The 20,346-nt window shown below is 73.1% G+C and carries 9 protein-coding genes; all 9 read left to right on the forward strand.

Annotated features, from left to right (window positions below; all coding sequences use genetic code 11):
* Positions 1-41: 41 nt before the first annotated feature.
* The 9 genes from AB0G15_RS34675 (at position 42) to AB0G15_RS34715 (ending at position 20,344) form a co-directional block, all read left to right on the forward strand.
* Positions 42-12,311 carry an amino acid adenylation domain-containing protein gene (locus AB0G15_RS34675; RefSeq protein ID WP_362848202.1) on the forward strand — a complete coding sequence of 4,090 codons (12,270 nt, stop codon included), beginning with the start codon at positions 42-44 and terminating at the stop codon, positions 12,309-12,311.
* Between the two features lie 91 nt (positions 12,312-12,402).
* Entirely contained in the window at positions 12,403-13,434 is a 1,032-nt protein-coding gene (locus tag AB0G15_RS34680) for an iron-siderophore ABC transporter substrate-binding protein (protein ID WP_362848205.1), read from the forward strand.
* 96 nt (positions 13,435-13,530) lie between these two features.
* Positions 13,531-14,805 (forward strand): lysine N(6)-hydroxylase/L-ornithine N(5)-oxygenase family protein, encoded by a 1,275-nt coding sequence (locus tag AB0G15_RS34685; protein ID WP_362848208.1) that lies wholly within the window; start codon positions 13,531-13,533, stop codon positions 14,803-14,805.
* Between the two features lie 131 nt (positions 14,806-14,936).
* Positions 14,937-15,242, forward strand: coding sequence for a hypothetical protein (locus AB0G15_RS34690; protein ID WP_362691486.1), 306 nt, complete (start codon positions 14,937-14,939; stop codon positions 15,240-15,242).
* Between the two features lie 185 nt (positions 15,243-15,427).
* The gene (locus tag AB0G15_RS34695; RefSeq protein ID WP_362848210.1) at positions 15,428-16,321 is read left to right on the forward strand and encodes a polysaccharide deacetylase family protein; all 894 of its coding nucleotides are present in this window, start codon (positions 15,428-15,430) and stop codon (positions 16,319-16,321) included.
* Between the two features lie 351 nt (positions 16,322-16,672).
* Positions 16,673-17,830 carry an alkaline phosphatase PhoX gene (locus AB0G15_RS34700; protein WP_362848213.1) on the forward strand — a complete coding sequence of 386 codons (1,158 nt, stop codon included), beginning with the start codon at positions 16,673-16,675 and terminating at the stop codon, positions 17,828-17,830.
* 109 nt (positions 17,831-17,939) lie between these two features.
* Positions 17,940-18,812 carry a sulfotransferase gene (locus tag AB0G15_RS34705; protein WP_362848216.1) on the forward strand — a complete coding sequence of 291 codons (873 nt, stop codon included), beginning with the start codon at positions 17,940-17,942 and terminating at the stop codon, positions 18,810-18,812.
* A 177-nt stretch (positions 18,813-18,989) separates the two neighbouring features.
* Positions 18,990-20,144: an inorganic phosphate transporter gene (locus AB0G15_RS34710; RefSeq protein WP_362848219.1), complete on the forward strand. Its 1,155-nt coding sequence runs from the start codon at positions 18,990-18,992 to the stop codon at positions 20,142-20,144.
* Positions 20,141-20,344 carry a hypothetical protein gene (locus tag AB0G15_RS34715; RefSeq protein ID WP_362848221.1) on the forward strand — a complete coding sequence of 68 codons (204 nt, stop codon included), beginning with the start codon at positions 20,141-20,143 and terminating at the stop codon, positions 20,342-20,344. The genes AB0G15_RS34710 and AB0G15_RS34715 overlap by 4 nt, the downstream gene beginning before the upstream one ends.
* Positions 20,345-20,346 lie beyond the last annotated feature (2 nt).

Here is a 20,346-nt window from a genome sequence, read left to right on the forward strand (position 1 = left end):
ACCTTGTGTGGATTTAAGAGGCAAGGCTAACCTAAGTGTTAATGCGGGACAGCGTGCCCGGCCCGGCCACGAAGGAAGAGTTGAGCGTGCGGGAACAGCAGCAGGACGTCGCACGGCGGCGCGAACTGATGCGGCGGATGATGGCCGAGGCGGGGCTCGGCCCCGGCAGGGACCGCATCACTCCACGCCGCTCCGGTGGCCCGGCCCCGCTGTCCTACGCGCAGCAGAGCATGTGGCTGCACCACCGGACGTTCCCCGCCAGCCCCGCCTACAACGTGTGCCTGCTGGTACGCATGTCGGGCGCGCTCGACACCGGCGCGCTGCGCGAGGCGCTGCGCGCCCTCCTGCGCAGGCACGCGGTGCTGCGCACCGTCTACGGCGAGGACGACGAGGGGACGCCGTTCCAGCACGTCGTCGCCGACGACTCCCTCGACCTGCCGGTGCGCGACTGCGCCGAGGCCGACGCCGAGGCGTACGCCGCGCGGCTCGCGGCGCTCCCCTTCGACCTGCGCGCCGACCGGCCGATCCGGCTGGAGCTGCTCCGGTTCGGCGACGACGCGTACGGCCTGGTCCTGGTCGTGCACCACATCGCCTGGGACGGCATGACCTGGGGATCGCTGTCACGCGACCTGTCGGCCCTGTACCGCGCCGCCGTCTCCGGCGAGCCGCACGGCCTGCCCGCGCTGACCGTGCACTATCCCGACTTCGCCGCCTGGGAGCAGAACCGCCCGCACCCGGCGGAGGAGATGGACTACTGGCGGCGGCGCCTCGACCCGCCGCCCGCGCCCCTCGACCTGCCCGCCGACCGCCCGCGCGGCGCGACCGCGTCCGAGCGGGGCGGGCGCAGGGCACGCCGCTTCGACGACGCCGTCGTCGCCGGGATGCGGGAGCTGGCCGCCCGGGAGAACCTCACCCCGTACATGGTGATGCTCGCCGCGCACGCGGTGCTGCTGCACCGCTACACCGGCGCGACCGACATCGCGATCGGCTCGGCCGTGATGAACCGCGAGCACACCGAGATCGAGCGGCTGGCCGGGAACTTCGGCAACACCCTCGTGCTGCGCACCGACCTGTCCGGCGCGCCCACCTTCCGCGAGGTCCTGCACCGGGTCCGCGACACCTGCACCGAGGGGTTCGCGAACCGGACGCTGCCCTACGACGCGATCGTGCGGGAGCTGCGGCCCGCCCGCAGGCGCGGCGGCTCGCCGTTCTTCGACACCATGCTGCTGTTCCTCGCCCAGGAGATCGGCGAGCTGGACCTGCCCGGCGTCGCCACGAGCTGGACGCACATCCACAACGGCACCACCCATTTCGACCTGTCGCTGGAGGCCTTCGTGCGGCCCGGCGGGATGACCGTCGAGGCCACCTTCCGGCGCGAGCTGTTCGACGACGAGCGCGTCGACGCCCTCCTCGCCCACCTGGAGACGCTGCTCGGCGACGCGGTGAGCCGCCCGGACCTGCGGATCGCCGACCTGGAGCTGCTCGGCGCGGCCGAGTCGGCCCTGCTGGCGGAGTGGAACGACACCTCGCGCCCCGTCCCGGACACGACGGTGACCTCCCTGTTCGAGGAGCAGGCCGCCCGCACCCCCGGCGCGGTCGCCGTCGACGGCGACGGCGGGGCCACGCTCACCTACGCCGAGCTGGACCTGCGGGCCTCGGCCCTCGCCCGGGCGCTGCGCGAGCGCGGCGCGGGACCGGGCAGGGTCGTCGCACTGGCCCTGCCCCGCACCCCCGACCTGGTGGTCGCGCTGCTGGCCGTGCTGAAGTCGGGCGCCGCCTACCTGCCGCTGGACCTGGACCACCCGGCCGACCGGCTCGCCTACATGCTCCGGGACGCGGCCCCGCTCTGCGTGATCGCGACCCCGGAGACCGCGGCCCTCCTCCCGCCGGGGACCGAGACGCTGACCCCGGGCGACGCGTCCCCCGGCACGCTTCCCGGGTCGATCGCCGGAGAAGAGGCGTCGTGCCCGGTCCGGGGCGGCGACCTGGCGTACGTCATCTACACCTCGGGCTCCACCGGCCGGCCCAAGGGCGTGGCCGTCCCGCACTCCGCGCTCACCGCCTTCCTCCTCACCATGAGGGATCGCCTGGCCCTGGGCGCCGGCGACCGGCTGGTCGCGGTGACCACGATCGCGTTCGACATCGCCGCGCTGGAGCTGTACGTGCCGCTGGTCAGCGGCGCGACCGTCGTGCTCGCCGGGCGCGAGACCGTGCGCGAACCGGCGGCGCTGGGCGCGCTGCTCGCCGGGGCGACCGTCGTCCAGGGCACCCCGTCGCTGCTGGGCTCGCTGGACCCGTCCGCGCTGCGCGGGCTGCGGGTCCTCGTCGGCGGCGAGGCCCTCCCGGCCGCGCTCGCCGGGACCCTGCACGCGGTGGCGGCGTCGGCCGTCAACGTGTACGGGCCGACCGAGGCGACGATCTGGGCGACCTCCGCCGAGCTGCCGTCGTCCGGGATCGGCAGGCCGTTCCCCAACACCCGCGCGTACGTCCTGGACGCCGCGCTGCGCCCGGCCCCGGTCGGCGTCCCCGGCGAGCTCTACCTCGCGGGGACGCAGCTGGCCCGCGGCTACGCGGGCAGGCCGGGCCTGACCGCCGAACGCTTCGTCGCCGACCCCTTCGGCCCGCCCGGCGAGCGCATGTACCGCACCGGCGACCTGGCCAGGTGGGGCCGCGACGGGACGCTGGAGTACCTGGGGCGCACCGACGACCAGGTGAAGATCCGCGGTTTCCGCATCGAGCCCGCCGAGGTGCAGGCCGTGCTCGCCGCCCACCCGGGTGTCGCCCAGGCCGCCGTCGTGGTCCGCGAGGACACGCCGGGCGAGAAGCGGCTGGTCGCGTACGTCGTGCCGGACGGCGACCTCGACGAGGCGGGCCTGCGGGCGGCGGCGGCCGGGGCGCTGCCCGAGTACATGCTTCCCGCGGCGACGGTCCTGCTCGAGGCGCTGCCGCGCACCGTCAACGGCAAGCTCGACCGGGCCGCGCTGCCCGCGCCCGAGGTCCGGGTGTCGAGCCGGGGACCGCGTGACGACCGCGAGGCGGCGCTGTGCGCGGTCTTCGCCGAGACCCTCGGCCTGGAGTCCGTGGGCGTCGACGACGACTTCTTCGCCCTGGGCGGCCACTCCCTGCTCGCCACCCGCCTCGCCGGGCGGGTGCGCGCCGCGCTCGACGCCGAGCTCACCATCGCCGACGTCTTCGAGGCGCCCACGGTCGCCACGCTGGCGACCAGGCTGGTACGGGGCACCCGGCCGAGGGTCCGCGACGTGACCAGACCCGCGATCGTGCCCGCCTCGCCCGCCCAGCGCGGCTTCTGGTTCGAGGAGCGCCTGCGCGGCCCCTCGGCCGCCGACGCGCTCCCGCTCGGCCTGCGGCTGTACGGGCCGGTCGACGTCGACGCGCTGCGCGCCGCGTTCGGCGACGTCGTCGCCCGGCACGAGGCGCTGCGCACCCTGCTGGAGGAAGGTCCCGACGGGCTGCCGGTCCAGCGCGTCCTCGACACCGGCGAGGCCGCCTTCGACGTGGTGGACGCGCGCGGCTGGCCGGAGGAACGGCTGCGCGCGGCCGAGACGAGGGCCGCCTCGCACGCCTTCGACCTCGGGGCCGACCTGCCCGTCCGGGCCACCCTGCTGCGGGTGGCCGCCGAGGAGTCCGTGCTCGTCGTGCTCCAGCACCACGCCGCCGCCGACGAGTGGTCGTTCACCCCGCTGCTCGCCGACCTGTCGCGCGCCTACACCGCCCGCACTGCGGGCGTCGCGCCGGACTGGGCGCCGCTGCCCGTGCAGTACGCCGACTACGCCGTCTGGCGGAGCGAGTCCCCGGCCCCCGCCGGCCAGCTCGACTTCTGGGAGCGGACGCTGCGCGGGCTGCCCGAGGAGAGCGCGCCGCCGGCCGACCGGCCCCGTCCCGCCGAGGCGAGCCACCGGGGCGGGCTGGCGCCGTTCCGGCTGCCGCTGGCCGGGGCGCGACGGCTCGCCCTGGAGACCGGCACCAGCGTCTTCATGGTCCTGCACGCCGCCGTGGCCGCGCTCCTGCACCGGGCCGGCGCGGGCGACGACGTGGCGCTCGGCTCGCCCATCGCGGGCAGGCCGGACGAGGACCTCGCGGACCTGGTCGGCGTGTTCGTCAACCTCGTCGTGCTGCGCACCGACCTGACCGGCGACCCCACCTTCACCGAGCTCCTGGAACGGGTCCGCCACGCCGACCTGGCCGCGTTCTCCAACGCGGACGTACCGTTCGAGCAGGTCGTGGAGCGCCTCGCCCCCGAACGCTCGCTCGCCCGCAGCCCGCTGTTCCAGGTGATGATCGTCCACCAGCGGCTGGAGGACGTGCGGCTGCGGCTGCCCGGCGTGCGCGCCGAGCCGTTCCTGCCCGAGACCGGCGGCGTCAAGTTCGACCTGGACATCTACTTCGCCGAGGGCGAGGAGCTGATCGAGGGGTTCGTCGCCTACGCCACGGACCTCTTCGACGCCGACACCGTCACCGGCATGCTCGCCGAGCTCGGCGCGCTGCTCGACCAGGTCACCGAGGACCCGGCGCGGCGCCTGTCGTCGCTCGGCACCCCGCCCCGGGGACTCGCGCGGCCCGACACCGCCCGCGCGTTCGCCCCGCTCACCGTCGCCCAGCGGATCGAGGCGCAGGTGGCGCGCACCCCGCACGCCACGGCCGTCGTCACCGGCGGCGTCTCCGGCGGCGTTTCCGGTGACGGCACTGTTTCCGGCGGCGACGGCGACGGCGTGACGACCCTCAGCTACGCCGAGCTGGACGAGCGCGCCGAGGCCCTCGCCGACCGGCTCGCCGCGGCGGGGGCCGGCCCCGAGGAGATCGTCGCGATCGCGCTGCCCCGCTCGGCCGAGCTCGTCGTGGCCCTGCTCGCCGTGCTCAAGACCGGCGCGGCCTACCTGCCGATCGACACGACCTACCCGCGCTCCAGGATCGACCTGATGCTCGGCACCGCCAGGCCGCTGCTGGTCCTCGGCGCCGACGAGCCGCCGCGGGACGCCCCGCCCCGCGCCGGGGTCGAGGTCCGCCCCGACCACCCCGCTTACGTGATCTTCACCTCGGGGTCCACCGGGACCCCCAAGGCCGTCGTCGGCACCCAGCGGGCGCTGGCCAACCGGCTCGCCTGGGGCGCGGACCTCGCCCCCACCGGCGTGCGGGTCGCCAAGAGCTCACCGGCCTTCATCGACGGCAGCACCGAGCTGCTCGGCGGCCTCGTCGCCGGTGACACCGTCGTCGTCGCGGACGACGACACCGCCACCGACGCGCTCGCCCTGGCCGAGCTGATCCGCCGCCACGACGTGAACCTGGTGACGGTCGTGCCGAGCCTGCTGGCCGCGCTCATGGAGACGGAAGAGGCGGGGGAGCGCGGGAACCTCGGTTCGGTCACCACGTGGGTGAGCAGCGGCGAGGCCCTGCCCGCCGCCCTGGCCGCGAGAGTCCCCGCCCGCCTGGTCAACCTGTACGGCTGCTCGGAGGCGGCCGGCGACAGCCTGGTCGCCGAGGGCGCCGGAGGGCTGGTCCCGATCGCCAACACCGTGGCGTACGTCCTGGACGCCGGGCTCCGCGAGGTCCCGGTCGGCGAGCTCTACCTGGCCGGGGACGGCCTGGCGCGCGGGTACCTCGGCGACCCGGCCCGCACCGCCGAGCGGTTCGTGGCCGACCCCTTCGGCCCGCCGGGATCGCGGCTCTACCGCACCGGCGACCGGGTGCGCCGCCGCCGCGACGGCTCGCTGGAGTTCCTGGGCCGGGCCGACGACCAGGTGAAGATCCGCGGCTTCCGCATCGAGCCCGGAGAGGTCGAGGCGGTGCTCGCCGCGCGGCCCGGCGTGCGCCAGGCGGCCGTGGCGGCCCGCTCGGGGCCGCGCCTCGTCGGCTACGTCGTGGGCGAGCCGGGCCTCGACCTCGACGCGCTGCGGGCCGGGCTCGGCGAGATCCTGCCCGACCACCTTGTCCCCTCCGTGCTCGTCGGCCTCGACGAGCTGCCGCGCACCCCCAACGGCAAGCTCGACCGGCGCGCGCTGCCCGAGCCCGCCGTCCGCGAGGGCCGGGCGCCGCGAACCGGCGCCGAGCGCGCCATCGCCGGGCTCGTCGCCGAGACCCTCGGGCGGGACGGCGTCAACGCCGACGACGACTTCTTCCGCACCGGCGGCGACAGCATCAGCGCGGCCCTGCTCGTGGGACGCGCCCGCCGCGCGGGCCTCCCCTTCACCGTCCGCGACGTCTTCCGGCTGCGTACCGTCGAGGCCCTGGCCAGGGTCGCGGCCCTCTCCGCCCCCACCGGCACCGTGAAGGCCCCCTCCGGTGGCGCGCCTGCGGACGGCGTGACGGTCCCGTCCGGCGAGGCCCCGCCCGGCGAGGGCGAGGGCGAGGTCCTGTCCGGCGAGGTCGTGGCGGGCGGGCCGGTGGAGGGGCGGGCCGAGCTGCCGCTGTCGCCGCTGCAGGAGGGCCTGCTGTTCCACCTGATGCTCGCCGGTGAGGACCGCGACATCTACGTCCAGCAGGCCGTGGTGACCCTGGTCGGGCCCGTCGACCCCGACCGGCTGGCCGGGGCCGCGCGCGAGGTGCTGCTGAAGTTCCCCAACCTGCGGGCCGGTTTCCGCACCGACGGCGGCCGTACCGTGCAGTTCGTCCCCGAGCACTTCGAGGTCGACTGGACCTACGCCGAGACCGGTGACCCGCAGGCGCTGGAGGCGTTCGTCGAGGCCCAGCGCGCCCGGCCGTTCGTCCCCGACGCGCCGCCGCTGATCCGCTTCGCGCTGGCCAGGATGGGCGAGGACGACTTCCGGCTGGTGCTCACCTCCGAGCTGATCCTGCTGGACGGCTGGTCGGGCGGCCTGCTGGTCACCTCGCTGCTGGAGTTCTACACCGACGCCGCCACCGAGCGCGCCCGGCCCGCCGTCCCCTTCCACGCCTACCTCGACTGGGTGAACGCCCAGGACCGGCAGGCCACGATCAAGACGTGGGGCCGCAGCCTGGAGGGGCTCGACGAGCCGACCCTGCTCAAGCCCGAGCTGGCCGACCGCCCCGCCGACCTCGCCACCGCGGGGGAGATCCACCGCGCGCTGCCCGAGGACCTCGCCGCCCGGCTCGGCACCCTCGCGCGCGAGTCCGGCCTCACCCTCGGCACCCTGTACGAGAGCGCCTGGGGACTGCTCCTGGCCGGTCTCACCGGCCGCGACGACGTGGTCTTCGGCGTCTCGGTGTCCGGCCGCCACCCCGACGTCGACGGCGTCGAGTCCGTCGTCGGCCTGCTGTTCAACACCGTCCCCGTCCGGGTGCGCGCCTCGGCGGCCGACCCGCTGCGCACCGTCCTGGAGCGGGTGCAGACGTTCCAGTCGGAGCTGTTCGACCACTCCTACGTCGCGCTCGCCGACGTGCAGCGGGTGACGGGCCTGGGCACCCTCTTCGACACCCTCTTCGTGTTCCAGAACTTCCCCGGCATGCCCACCGGGCGCGGGTTCGGGCCCGGCGGCGACGTGCGGGTGACCGGCCGCCAGGTCCGCGACGCCACCCACTACCCGGTCACCATGGTCGTCGAGCCCGGCGCGGGCCTGCGCGTCATGTACCGGGGCGACGCCTTCACCGAGGCCGAGGCCGAGCGGCTCACCGACCGGTACGTGCGCGTCCTGGAGACCCTCGCCGCCGCGCCCGACACCCCCTGCCACCGGCTCGACCTGCTCCTGCCCGACGAGCACGAGGGCCTGCGCCGCGACTGGGCCGAGGCCGAGCGGTCCGTCCCCGACCTGACCATCGCCGAGCTGCTCGCCGAGCAGGCCGCGCGCACCCCGGACGAGCTCGCCCTGGTCTCCCAGCCCGACACGCGGCTCACCTACGCCGAGCTGGACGCGGCGGCCAACCGCCTGGCCCGGCTGCTGAAGGCGCACGGCGCCGGTCCGGAACGGGTCGTCGCCCTCGCGCTGCCCCGCTCCGCCGAGATGGTCGTCGCGCTGTTCGCGGTGCTCAAGACGGGCGCCGCCTACCTCCCCCTGGAACTGGACTACCCGGCCGACCGGCTCGACTTCATGCTGGCCGACGCCGCCCCCGCCTGCCTGGTCTCGCACCGCGACATCGCCGCCGGGCTGGCGAACCCCGGTTCCTCGATCCTGCTCGACGACCCCGCCGTGCGGGAGACGCTGGCGGGCCTGCCCGGCACCGGGCTGACGGACGAGGAACTGCCCGGCTTCGGCAGGGACGTGCCCGGCCGGCTGGAGCACCCGGCGTACGTGATCTACACCTCCGGGTCCACCGGGCGTCCCAAGGGCGTGGTCACCCCCTACCGGGGCCTGACCAACATGCAGTTCAACCACCGGGCCAACATCTTCGACCCGGTGGTGGCGTCGGCCGGGCGGCGGCTGCGGATCGCGCACACCGTGTCGTTCTCCTTCGACATGTCGTGGGAGGAGCTGCTCTGGCTCATCGAGGGCCACGAGGTGCACGTGTGCGACGAGGAGCTGCGGCGCGACGCCGAGGCGCTCACCGAGTACCTGCGGCGCCACCGGATCGACGTCATCAACGTGACGCCGACCTACGCGCAGCAGCTGCTGGAGGAGGGACTGCTCGACGGCGAGCACCGCCCGCCGCTCGTGCTGCTGGGCGGCGAGGCCGTCCCGGCGGCCGTGTGGGACCGGCTCGCGGAGGCCGAGGGGGTGCTGGGCTACAACCTCTACGGCCCGACCGAGTACACCATCAACACGCTGGGCGGCGGCACCGAGGACAGCGCCACGCCCACGGTCGGCAAGCCGATCTGGAACACCCGGGGCTACGTGCTCGACGGCTGGCTGCGCCCGGTCCCGCCCGGCTCGCCGGGAGAGCTCTACATCGCCGGGGCCGGCCTGGCCCGGGGCTACCTCGACCGGCCGGGCCTGACCGCCGAACGCTTCGTCGCCGACCCGTTCGGCGGCGGCCGGATGTACCGCACCGGCGACCTCGTACGGGTGCGCCCGGACGGCAACATCGACTTCCTCGGCCGCACCGACGAGCAGGTGAAGATCCGCGGCTACCGGGTCGAGCTGGAGGAGGTCGAGACCGCGCTGGCCGCCGAGCCCGGGGTCGGGCAGGCCGCCGTCATCGCCGCCGGCACCGAGGTGCCCGGGGTGAAGCGCCTCATCGGCTACGTGGTGCCCGACGGCTCCGCGCGCCCCGACGCCGAGCGCGAGCACCTGGCCGAGTGGCGGCAGATCTACGACGCCGAGTACACCGAGATCGGCACCGCCGTGCACACCGAGGACTTCGCGGGCTGGGACAGCAGCTACGACGGCTCGCCCATCCCGCTGGAGCACATGCGCGAGTGGCGCGAGACCACCGTGGCCCGCATCGAGGACCTCGGGCCCCGGCGGGTGCTGGAGATCGGCGTCGGCACCGGCCTGCTGCTGTCGCGCCTGGCCCCCGGATGCGAGGAGTACTGGGGCACCGACTTCGCGGCCCCCGTCATCGCCAAGCTGCGGGCCGACCTCGGCCCCGGCTCGCCGGTGCGCCTGAGCTGCCAGGCCGCGCACGACACCACCGGCCTGCCCGCCGGCCACTTCGACACGATCGTCGTCAACTCGGTGGTCCAGTACTTCCCGAGCGCCGGATACCTCGCCGACGTGATCGCCGCCGCGATGGACCTGCTCGCCCCCGGCGGCGCGCTGTTCGTCGGCGACGTGCGCGACCTGCGGTCGGTGCGCTGCCTGCACGCGGCGATCCAGCTCGGCAGAGGCGGGAACGGTGACGGCGACGGCACCGGCACGGCGGCGATCGACCGGGCCGTGCGGATGGAGAAGGAGCTCCTCCTCGACCCCGCGTTCTTCGCCTCCCTCGGCCTGGCCGCGCGGGTGGAGGTCCGGACCAAGCGGGGCGTCCACCACAACGAGCTCAGCAGGCACCGCTACGACGTGACCCTCTGGAAGTCGCCCGCCGCACAGCCTGACGCACAGCCCGCCGAGACCCCGGTCGTGGACTGGGCCGGAGCCGACGACCTGGCGGCCCGCCTGTCCGGCCGCTCCGGGCCGCTCCGGGTACGCGCCATCCCCGACCCCAGGCTGTCGGCCGAGCTCGCCGCGCTGCGCGCGCTGGAGGGTGGCGCCTCCCACCGGGAGGCGCGCGAGCTGCTGCGGGCACCGGCGGAGGGGATCGAGCCCGAGCTGCTGTACGCGCTCGACCCCGGCGTGGTGACCACCCCCTCGGACGAGGTCGGCCACTACGACGCCGTCTTCGGGGGAGGGGCCGCCTTCCTGCCGGCGGACCCGGACCGCAGGCCCGCGTCGTACGCGAACAACCCGGCGGCGGCCCGCGACCACGGGGCGCTCGCCGCGCGGGTGCGCGAGGGGCTGAAGAAGCGGCTGCCCGGCTACATGGTGCCGAGCGCGGTGGTCACGCTGGACGCGCTGCCGCTGACCGTCAACGGCAAGCTGGACCGGCGGGCGCTGCCCGCCCCCGACCGGCAGGGCCCGCGCGGGTCGGGCCGCGCCGCCAGGACCGCGGTGGAACACCTGCTGTGCACCCTGTTCGGCGAGGTGCTCGACGTCTCGGGCGTCGGCATCGACGACGGCTTCTTCGACCTGGGCGGGCACTCGCTGCTGGCGACCCGGCTGGTCGGCAGGGTGCGCGCGGTGCTGCGCACCGAGCTCGCGATCCGCGACCTGTTCGAGGCGCCGAACGTCGCCGAGCTGGCCACCCGGCTGCACGACCGGGCCGGTGCCACGCTCAGGCCCCCGCTGGTGCCCAGGGAACGGCCCGAGCGCGTCCCGCTGTCGTACGCGCAGCGCAGGCTCTGGCTGATCGACCAGATCCTGCGCGAGGACGACGGCCCCCGCGAGGCGTACCACCTGCCGCTCGCCGTGCACCTGAGCGGCGAGCTGGACGTGGACGCGCTGCGCGCCGCGATCGGCGACGTGACGGCCAGGCACGAGAGCCTGCGCACCGTCTTCGCCGAGCACGAGGGCGTGCCCTACCAGCGGATCCTGCCGCCGGAGCAGGCGCGGCCGGTCCTGGAGATCACCACCTGCCCGCCCGAGGAGGTGATCGCGCGGCCGTTCGACCTCGCCACCGAGATCCCGCTGCGGGTCGCGCTCATCCCGGAGGGGGAGGGCGAGCACCTGCTGCTCGCCGTGTTCCACCACATCGCGTTCGACGAGTGGTCCTTCGGGCCGTTCGCCGGGGACGTGGCCCGCGCCTACGCCGCGCGGCTGGACGGGACGGCACCCGAGGACATGCCGGAGTGGAAGCCGCCCGCCGTGCAGTACGCCGACTACACGCTCTGGCAGCGTGAACTGCTCGGCGACCCCGTCGACCCGGGCAGCCTGCACGCCCGCCAGCTCGACTACTGGGCCAAGGCGCTGTCGGGCATGCCGGAGGAGATCCCGCTGCCGGTGGACCGGCCCAGGCCCGCCACCGTCGGCCAGCGCGGCGGGACCACGACCAGGCGGCTGCCCGCCTCACTGGTCGGGCGGCTCCGCGAGCTGGCGCGCGGCGCCCAGGCCAGCATGTTCATGGTCTGCCAGAGCGCGGTCGCCGCGCTGCTGCACCGCGCGGGCGCGGGGGAGGACATCCCGCTGGGCAGCCCCGTCGCGGGCCGCACCGACGAGGCGGCCGGCGACCTGGTCGGCTTCTTTGTCAACACGCTCGTGCTGCGCGCCGACGCCTCGGGAGACCCCTCCTTCGCCGAGTTGCTCGCCCGCGTCCGCGACACCGACCTGGCCGGGCTCGCCAACCAGGACCTGCCGTTCGAGGCGCTCGTCGAGGCGCTGCGGCCCCCCCGGGTGCCCGGCAGGAACCCGCTGTTCCAGGTGATGGTCGGCTACGAGAACCAGGCCATGGGCGACGTCCGCTTCCCCGGGCTGCGGCAGCGGGAGGCGCTCTTCAGCCCGCCCGCGGCGAAGTTCGACCTCGACTTCATCTTCCGGGAGAGGGGGGAGGAGCTCCACCTCGTCGTCGACTACTCGGCAGACCTGTTCGACCCGGCCACGATCGACACGATGATCGGGGCGCTCGTCGGCGTGCTGGAGGCCGTCGCGGCCGACCCCGAGGCGCGCCTGGGCGACCTGCCCGTCACGCTCACGGCCCGTACGGTCACCGGGACCGGGACCGGCGACGGCCGCGACGGCGCGACCCGGCGCGACGACGACCGCGAGGCGATGCTGTGCCGGGCGTTCGCCGAGGTCCTGGAGGTGGACGCGGTCGGCCCGCACGACAACTTCTTCGATCTGGGCGGGCACTCGCTGCTCGTCATGCAACTGGTGCGCCGCATCCGGCGGGAGCCGGGCTGCGCCGGAGTGAAGGTCGCGACACTCATGACAGCCCAAACCGTGGCAGAACTCATGAACCGCCTGGAATGAGGCGCTTCCCACAACCGTCAAAGATTGTTAGGTTAGGGAAGGCTAACCTAAAACTGACAGCCCTCCCGGGCTTTGGAAGGAACCCATACTCATGCGCGACACGATGCGCCGCCTGGCCGCGACCGGAACGCTGCTGCTGGGCCTCGGCCTGGTGGGCGCGTGCGCCGGCGAGAGCGGCGGAGCCGAACAGGCCGCCGCGAACGCCCCCGCTACCCAGGCCGCCTCCGGATTCCCGGTAACCATCAAGCACAAGCTCGGCACCACCACGATCGAGTCCGCCCCCCAGCGCATCGTCGCCCTCGGCGAGGTCGACCAGGACACCCTGCTCGCCCTGGGCGTGCAGCCGGTCGCCATGGCGGAGCTGACCGGAGTCCAGCCCGACGGGCTCGCCCCCTGGACCGCCCCGAAGATCTCCGGTACCAAGCCGACGCTGCTGAAGGCCGGAGAGGCGGGCTTCTCGCTGGAGCAGATCGCCTCGCTCAAGCCCGACCTGATCCTCGCGGGCGGCGACTACTACATCGACAAGGAGTACGCCAACCTCTCCCAGCTCGCGCCGACGACCGCCTACGAGACCGGCCCCGCGCAGGACTCGTGGCAGGTGGTGGCCCGCCAGGTCGCCAAGGCGGTCGGCAAGGCCGACGAGGGGGAGAAGCTCGTCGACGACGTCGAGGCGAAGATCGCCTCGGTCAAGACCACCCACCCCGAGCTGGACGGCAAGAAGTTCGCGCTGACCAGCGTCTTCCCCTCCGGCAACATCGGCGTGATGAAGTCCGACACCGACATCAGCGTCCAGCTCTTCGGCCAGTTCGGGCTCGAGCTGCCCGAGGAGGTCAAGGCGCTTCCCGGCGAGGGCTTCGCGACCGAGCTGAGCATGGAGAAGGTCGGGGTCCTCGACGTCGACCTGCTGCTCAGCCACTACAACGACGACGCGGCCACCCAGAAGAAGATCGAGGCCAACCAGCTGTTCGCCGGCCTCGACGTGGTCAAGCGCGGCTCCTACGTGCCGCTCGACCTCAAGGCGTTCTGGCCGCTGCGCACGCCGACGCCGCTGGCCATCCCGTACGTGATCGACCAGGTCGTGCCCCAGGTCGCCAAGGCCGCCAAGGCCGCCGGCGGGGCCTGACCCACCCTGTTCGATCCCGTTCCATCCTGTTCCATGCTGCCCCCCGCCGCCGCCCGGCCGCGGGGGGACCATCCCTTCAGTACGTGAGAGGCGAACATGTCGATCCCGGTCTATGACGTCGTGGGCATCGGTTTCGGCCCGTCCAACCTCGCGCTCGCGGTGGCCCTGGAGGAGGAGTACGGCGCCGGCGTGAACGCGGTCTTCTTCGAGAGGCAACCGAGGTTCGGCTGGCACCGCAACATGCTCATCGAGGGCGCCACGATGCAGGTCCACTTCCTCAAGGACCTGGTCACCCTGCGCAACCCCACCAGCTCCTACTCCTTCCTGTCCTACCTGCAGGAGAAGGGGAGGCTGGTCGATTTCATCAACCACAAGACCATGTTCCCCACCAGGCTGGAGTTCCACGACTACCTGGAGTGGGCCGCCGCCTCCTTCGCCGACCTGGTGCGCTACGACTCCGAGGTCGTCGCGGTGCGCCCGCACGACGACGACACCCTCGAGGTCGTCGTGCAGCACGGCGACGAGCTGCACACCTGCCTGACCCGCAACCTCGTGATCGCGGTCGGTCTCGACCCCGTGCTTCCCGACGGCGTGCGGCAGGGCGAGCGGGTCTGGCACACCGAGGAGCTGCTGTCCCGGCTCGAGACCCTCGGCGGGCGCGAGCCCGCGCGGTTCGTCGTGGTCGGCGCCGGGCAGAGCGCCGCCGAGACCGTCGAGCACCTGCACCGCACCTATCCCTCCGCGGAGGTCTGTGCCGTCTTCACCCGGTACGGCTACTCGCCGGCCGACGACAGCCCCTTCGCCAACCGCATCTTCGACCCGGAGGCCGTCGACCACTTCTTCACCGCGCCCGAAGACGTGAAGCGCATGCTGTTCGCCTACTCCCGCAACACCAACTACTCGGTGGTGGACCTCGACCTGATCGACGAGCTCTACCGGCGCTCCTATGCAGAGAAGGTCGCCGGGGTCCAGCGGCTGCGCATGCTGAACGCCTCCCGCCTGCTCGACGTGCACGACGACGGCGACACCGCCCGGGTCCGGATGTGCTTCCTGCCCACGGGCGAGGTGAGCACGATCGAGGCCGACGCGGTCGTCTGCGCGACCGGCTACCGCGAGCGCAACCCCCTCGACCTGCTCGGCGAGGCGCGCAAGCACTGCCACACGGGCGAGGCGGGCGAGCTGCTCGTGGAGCGCGACTACCGGATCGCCACCGACCCCGGGCAGACCTGGGGCGTCTACCTCCAGGGGGCCACCGAGGGCAGCCACGGGATCGCCTCGTCGCTGCTGTCCATGACCGCCGTGCGCACCGGCGAGATCGTACGCTCCATCGCCCGGCGCTCGGTGGCGGTCCCCCAGGTCGCGGAGATGTGACGCGCCCGCCCCGGTCCGGGCGCCCGCCGGCGGCCGGGAACGCCCGACACGTGCCGATCGGGTACGTGACTCCGTGTAGCCGAATGATTACGTTCGTCCTTGTCGTGTCCCGTACGTGACCGAGGAGGATCATGAACATCTTCATTCGCGACGCCGGCGTCGTCCTGGCCGGCGCGGTCCTGGCCGGTGCCGGTCTGCTCGTCGGCCTCCCGGCGGCCGGTGCCCACGCCGCGTCGTCCCGGGCGGCTCCGGCGGCCGTCTGCGAGCGGACGGCCGAGGCCGGCTGGATCTGTTTCCTGCGCTACTGCGACCGCTACTACTGTTATTACGACTGCTATCCCACCGCGCTCGCGCGCAACAGGGGAGACCGGCCTTCCGACACGATCCGTGTTCCCAAGCCCGAGGGGACGCCGCCCGCCCAGATCGAGAGGCCCTGACCCGTGTGAGGCCGTGAGGGTTCGTTCTCCGGAGCCGGTGGGGAGCGGTGTTCGCCACCTCTCACCGGCTCCGCGGGAGATCGCCGGTGACCCGGGAACCGCCGGGGCGGGCCGAGACCGTTCACAACAGGCCGTTCGCAACAATTGCCTGGACGTGCCCTTCACCACTCCTGCACGCTGCGGCCATGGATGACCACGCCTTCGAGCCCGCGGCCGCCACTCCCTCGGTTCTGTCGAGCGAGCTGCTGGGTTTCCCTCCCGATGCCCGGGTGCTCATCGTGAACAACGACGACTTCGGGATGTACCACGCGATCAACGCCGCGGTCGTCGGCTCGATCGAGCAGGGGATCGCCAGTTCGTGCAGCCTGATGGTGCCGTGCCCGTGGGCGCCGCACGCCATGCACCTGCTTCGCCGGAGGCCGGAGATCCCGTTCGGGATCCACCTCACCCTGTTCTGCGACACGACCCACTACCGGTGGGGGCCGCTGACCGCGAAGGAGAGGGTGCCCTCGCTGCTCGACGAGACGGGTGAACTGTTCACGCCCGCCCAGGTTCCCGAGCTTCTCGCCCGGGCTCGTCTGGAGGAGGTGGAGCTCGAGTTCCGCGCACAGGTCGACGCCGTGGTCGGCACCGGGCTGACGCCGACCCATCTGGACTGGCACTGCCTGGCCGACGGGGGACGCGACGACATCTTCGACCTGACCGTGGCGCTGGCCGAGGAGTACGGCCTGGCGGTGCGGGTCTGGCTCGAACCCGGACGCCGGAAGGCGCGACGGCGGGGTCTGCCGGTCACCGACAACGACTTCCTGGACAGTTTCGGTCTCGACGTCGACGGCAAGGCGGCGCGGTACGCCGAGCTGCTGCGCGACCTGCCGGCCGGCCTGAGCGAGTGGGCGGTGCATCCCGGTCTGGGCAACGAGGAATCGCGGGCGATCGACGGCGGTTGGCGCGTACGCCGGACCGACTACGAGTTCCTGACATCGCCGGAGGCACGCGAACTCCTCCGGCGGGAGGGGATCGTCGTGATCGACTACAGAGCCCTCCAGCAGGCCTGGGCGCGGACCGGCACCTCCCGGTAGGCCGGCGGTGCGCCCTGTGGCACAACGGCTCCTCGCGTTCGGTGATCAGGTGGCGCGGTCGTGTCCGGCACGCAGGAGCACGAGAGCGGCTGCGGTGACATGCCCGGTCTTCCGCGGGCGGAGGCCGACGTTCCGCAGAGCCTGGAGCGAAAGGCGCGGTCATTTCCATCCGCCCTGCCGGGAACGGCGTTTGCCGCAGGACACCAGGGATGTATCTCTCTATTCCACAGCAATCAGAACATACAGGCCATATGCCGTTAACCGTATTAACCGTCAGGTGTTCACCGGTGCTCCTACCGTTGGGATCGCTCAGGAAGTGGTTCTGCTGATCCTCGTCTTGGAGGTTCGCCGATGGAACGCCGCACATTCCTTCGCGCCTCGGTGCTCGGTACGAGCACCCTGGCCCTCACCGGAAGTCTCTGGCAGGACGCCGCCCTCGCGGCCCCGGCCCAGAACGCCCCTGGTCCCTACGGCCCCCTGCTGGCCGCCGACGCCAACGGCATCCAGCTCCCGGCCGGGTTCACCAGCCGGGTGATCGCCCGATCGGGCCAGGTGGTCCCCGGCACCTCCTACACCTGGCACAGCGCCCCCGACGGCGGCGCCTGCTTCGCCGACGGCAGCGGGTGGATCTACGTGTCCAACTCGGAGATCAACCCCGGCGGCGGCGCCTCGGCGATCCGCTTCGACTCCGCGGGCAACGTGGTCTCCGCCTCCTCGATCCTGTCGGGCACCCGGCAGAACTGCGCGGGTGGCGCGACGCCGTGGAACACCTGGCTGTCGTGCGAGGAGGTCGACCGCGGCTTCGTCTACGAGACCCGCCCCTTCGGGGGCGCGGCCACACAGCGCCCGGCCATGGGCCGTTTCAAGCACGAGGCGGCGGCGGCCGACCCGGTCCGCAAGGTCATCTATCTCACCGAGGACGAGACCAACGGGCGGTTCTACCGGTTCGTCCCCACCACCTGGGGGGACCTGTCCTCCGGCACGCTGCAGGTGCTGCGCGCGGGCTCCGCGACAAGCGGCTCGTTCACCTGGGCGAACGTCCCGGATCCCGACGGCTCCCCGACCGCGACCCGTAGCCAGGTCTCCGGATCGAAGTCCTTCAACGGTGGCGAGGGGTGCTACTACGCCGACGACACGGTGTGGTTCACCACCAAGGGCGACAACCGGGTCTGGCAGGTCAACGTCGCCGCCGGCACCTACGAGCTCGCCTACGACGACAGCCTCGTCAGTCCCGGCACCGCCCCGCTGACCGGCGTGGACAACGTCACCGGCTCGACCTTCGGCGACCTCTACGTCGCCGAGGACGGCGGCACCATGGAAATCTGCCTGATCACCGCCGACGACACCGTCTCCCCGTTCCTGCGCGTCGGCGGCCAGGGGTCCTCGGAGATCACCGGCCCGGCCTTCACCCCCGCCGGCAACCGCCTGTACTTCTCCTCCCAGCGCGGCACGTCCGGTTCCTCCTCCGGGGGAATCACCTACTGCGTGACCGGCCCGTTCCGTACCTGATCCGTGACCGGGGAGGGTCGCGCCGTACGGCGGCGGCCGTGCGGCGCGGCACCCCAACGCACAGGTCACGTTCACTTTCCGGACGCCTTGGATCCCTACGGTGCTGGTCATGGCGTGGAAGACCAGAGTCAACACGGCTCTCGAAGGGATGACGGGCTACAACATCACCCGGGTGCGGCGTAGGGTCGCACCCCCGCCGCCCCCACCCCCGCCCCCGCCGCCCGTGGACGTTCCCCGGCCCCCGGCCGATCCGGAGACCGACCGGCTGCTGCGCGAACCGGTGTTCGTGCTGTCGCCGGTACGGTCCGGCTCCACCCTGCTGCGCGTCATGTTGAACAGCCACTCCCGGATCCACGCGCCGCACGAGCTGCACGTGCGGCGCCTGGCGGTCACGCTGACCACCGACCCGCTGCGCCAGGCGATGGAGGCGCTCGGCCTGTCCGTCAGCGACATCGAGCACATCCTGTGGGACCGCATGCTCCACCGCGAGCTGGCCGGGAGCGGCAAGCAGATCATCGTCGACAAGACGCCCAGCAACGTCTTCGCCCACCGGCGCCTCGCGACCTGCTGGCCCGACGCGCGCTACATCTTCCTGATGCGCCACCCCGCCTCGATCGCCCTGTCGTGGCACGAGGCCGCTCCGCTGGAGCGCCCCTGGGCGGAGGCGGTCCGGCACACCCTGCAGTACATGCGCCACCTCACCGAGGCCAGGCGGACGCTCGACGGGCTCACCCTGACCTACGAGGCGCTCGTCGCCGATCCGGAGAAGGAGATGCGGCGGGTCTGCGACTACCTGGGGGTCGGCTACGAGCCCGGCATGATCACCTACGGTGACCACGGGCACGGGGAGTTCGTGAAGGGCATCGGGGACTGGCGCGACAAGATCAGGAGCGGCAGGGTCCAGCCGGGCAGGCCGCTGCCCGCCCCCGAGGAGATCCCGGAGGAGCTGCGCGAGATCTGCGCCGAGTGGGGGTACCTCTGACCGATCGCCCCGCGACCCCCGGGGCGGCCTCCCGCCCTCACGGAACCCGGGCGCGGGGAGCGTGGCTCCCGATGGCCTTCGTCGCCCAAGGTGACACGCGGTCGACGGGAAGATGAATTCTGTATATGAAATCCCATGAGCTGCATATATGTCGTCTGAGGTGTCATACCCGGGGGCATGGATGCGAACTTCGTGTTGCTCGCCATCGTGATCGTCACCGCGTTGTCCTTCGACTTCACCAACGGCTTCCACGACACCGCCAACGCGATGGCGACCTCGATCGCCACCGGTGCGTTACATCCCAAGGTCGCGGTCGCGTTGTCCGCGGTGCTGAACTTCGCCGGGGCGTTCCTGTCGCTGAAGGTCGCGGCCACCATCGCGACCGGCATCGTCGAGACCGGCGCGATCACCCTGACGGTCGTCTTCGCCGGGCTGATCGGCGGTCTGGCCTGGAATCTGCTGACCTGGTACTTCGGCATCCCCTCCAGTTCCTCGCACGCGTTGATCGGCGGCGTGGTCGGGGCCACGCTGATCGCGGCGGGCGCCTCGGCCGTCAAGGGCGCGGAGATCGTGTCCAAGGTGCTGATCCCGGCCGTGCTGGCGCCGCTGGCGGCGATCCTGGTGGCCACCGTCGGCACCTACCTGGTCTACGTCATCACCTGCAACGTCCCCGAGGGCACCAGGAGGCGCGGGTTCAAATACGGTCAGATCGGCTCGGCCTCGCTGGTCTCCCTGGCCCACGGCACCAACGACGCGCAGAAGACGATGGGCATCATCACCCTCGCGATGATCGCCGCCGGTGCCGTCGGCAAGGACGCGGGAACCCCGACCTGGGTGATCGTGGCCAGTGCGACCGCGATCGCGCTGGGCACCTACCTGGGGGGCTGGCGGGTGATCCGTACCCTCGGCAAGGGGCTGACCGAGATCGAGACCCCGCAGGGTTTCGCCGCCGAGGGCTCCTCGGCGGCCGTCATCTTCGCCTCCTCGCACTTCGGATTCCCGCTGTCGACCACGCACGTGTGCGCGGGCTCGGTGATCGGCTCCGGCATCGGCAAGCACCTGGCCCAGGTCCGCTGGAGCCTCGCGGCCAGGATGGGGGCCGCGTGGCTGATCACCCTCCCGGCCGCCGCCGTGGTCGGCGCGCTGGCCTGGGCGAGTGCCAACGTGATCGGCGGCGCGCTGGGCGTCGCCGTCGTCTTCGGCGTCGCCCTGGCGCTGTCGGCGGCGCTCTACCTGGCCTCGCGGCGCCGGCCGGTCAACGCCGGCAACGTCAACGACGAATGGACCGGCCGGCTCGCCCCGGCCACCGGGACGAGGGAGCACGCGGCATGAACGACTACGTCGACCTGGACGCGCTGTGGGGGGTCCTGCTCGCCTCGCTGCTGGCGGGCGCCGGCCTGGTCGCCGTCTTCTCCCTGGCCCTGGTCGGCCTGTCCAGCGGGCGGGCGGCCGGTCGCGCGGGAGCCGGGTTCTGCTTCCTGGTCGTTGCCGCCGGCGTTGTCCTCGGCCTCTACGTCATGCTCGCCAAGTGACC

This window comes from Streptosporangium sp. NPDC023825, assembly GCF_040639575.1.
In the GTDB taxonomy this organism is placed as follows: Bacteria; Actinomycetota; Actinomycetes; order Streptosporangiales; family Streptosporangiaceae; genus Streptosporangium.

Coding starts and splice junctions, on each gene's coding strand:
- AB0G15_RS34690 (WP_362691486.1), top strand. CDS start 14,937: ATGAACATCTTCATTCGCGACGCCGGCGTCGTCCTGGCCGGCGCGGTC.
- AB0G15_RS34695 (WP_362848210.1), top strand. CDS start 15,428: ATGGATGACCACGCCTTCGAGCCCGCGGCCGCCACTCCCTCGGTTCTG.
- AB0G15_RS34715 (WP_362848221.1), top strand. CDS start 20,141: ATGAACGACTACGTCGACCTGGACGCGCTGTGGGGGGTCCTGCTCGCC.
- AB0G15_RS34685 (WP_362848208.1), top strand. CDS start 13,531: ATGTCGATCCCGGTCTATGACGTCGTGGGCATCGGTTTCGGCCCGTCC.
- AB0G15_RS34705 (WP_362848216.1), top strand. CDS start 17,940: ATGGCGTGGAAGACCAGAGTCAACACGGCTCTCGAAGGGATGACGGGC.
- AB0G15_RS34710 (WP_362848219.1), top strand. CDS start 18,990: ATGGATGCGAACTTCGTGTTGCTCGCCATCGTGATCGTCACCGCGTTG.
- AB0G15_RS34675 (WP_362848202.1), top strand. CDS start 42: ATGCGGGACAGCGTGCCCGGCCCGGCCACGAAGGAAGAGTTGAGCGTG.
- AB0G15_RS34700 (WP_362848213.1), top strand. CDS start 16,673: ATGGAACGCCGCACATTCCTTCGCGCCTCGGTGCTCGGTACGAGCACC.
- AB0G15_RS34680 (WP_362848205.1), top strand. CDS start 12,403: ATGCGCGACACGATGCGCCGCCTGGCCGCGACCGGAACGCTGCTGCTG.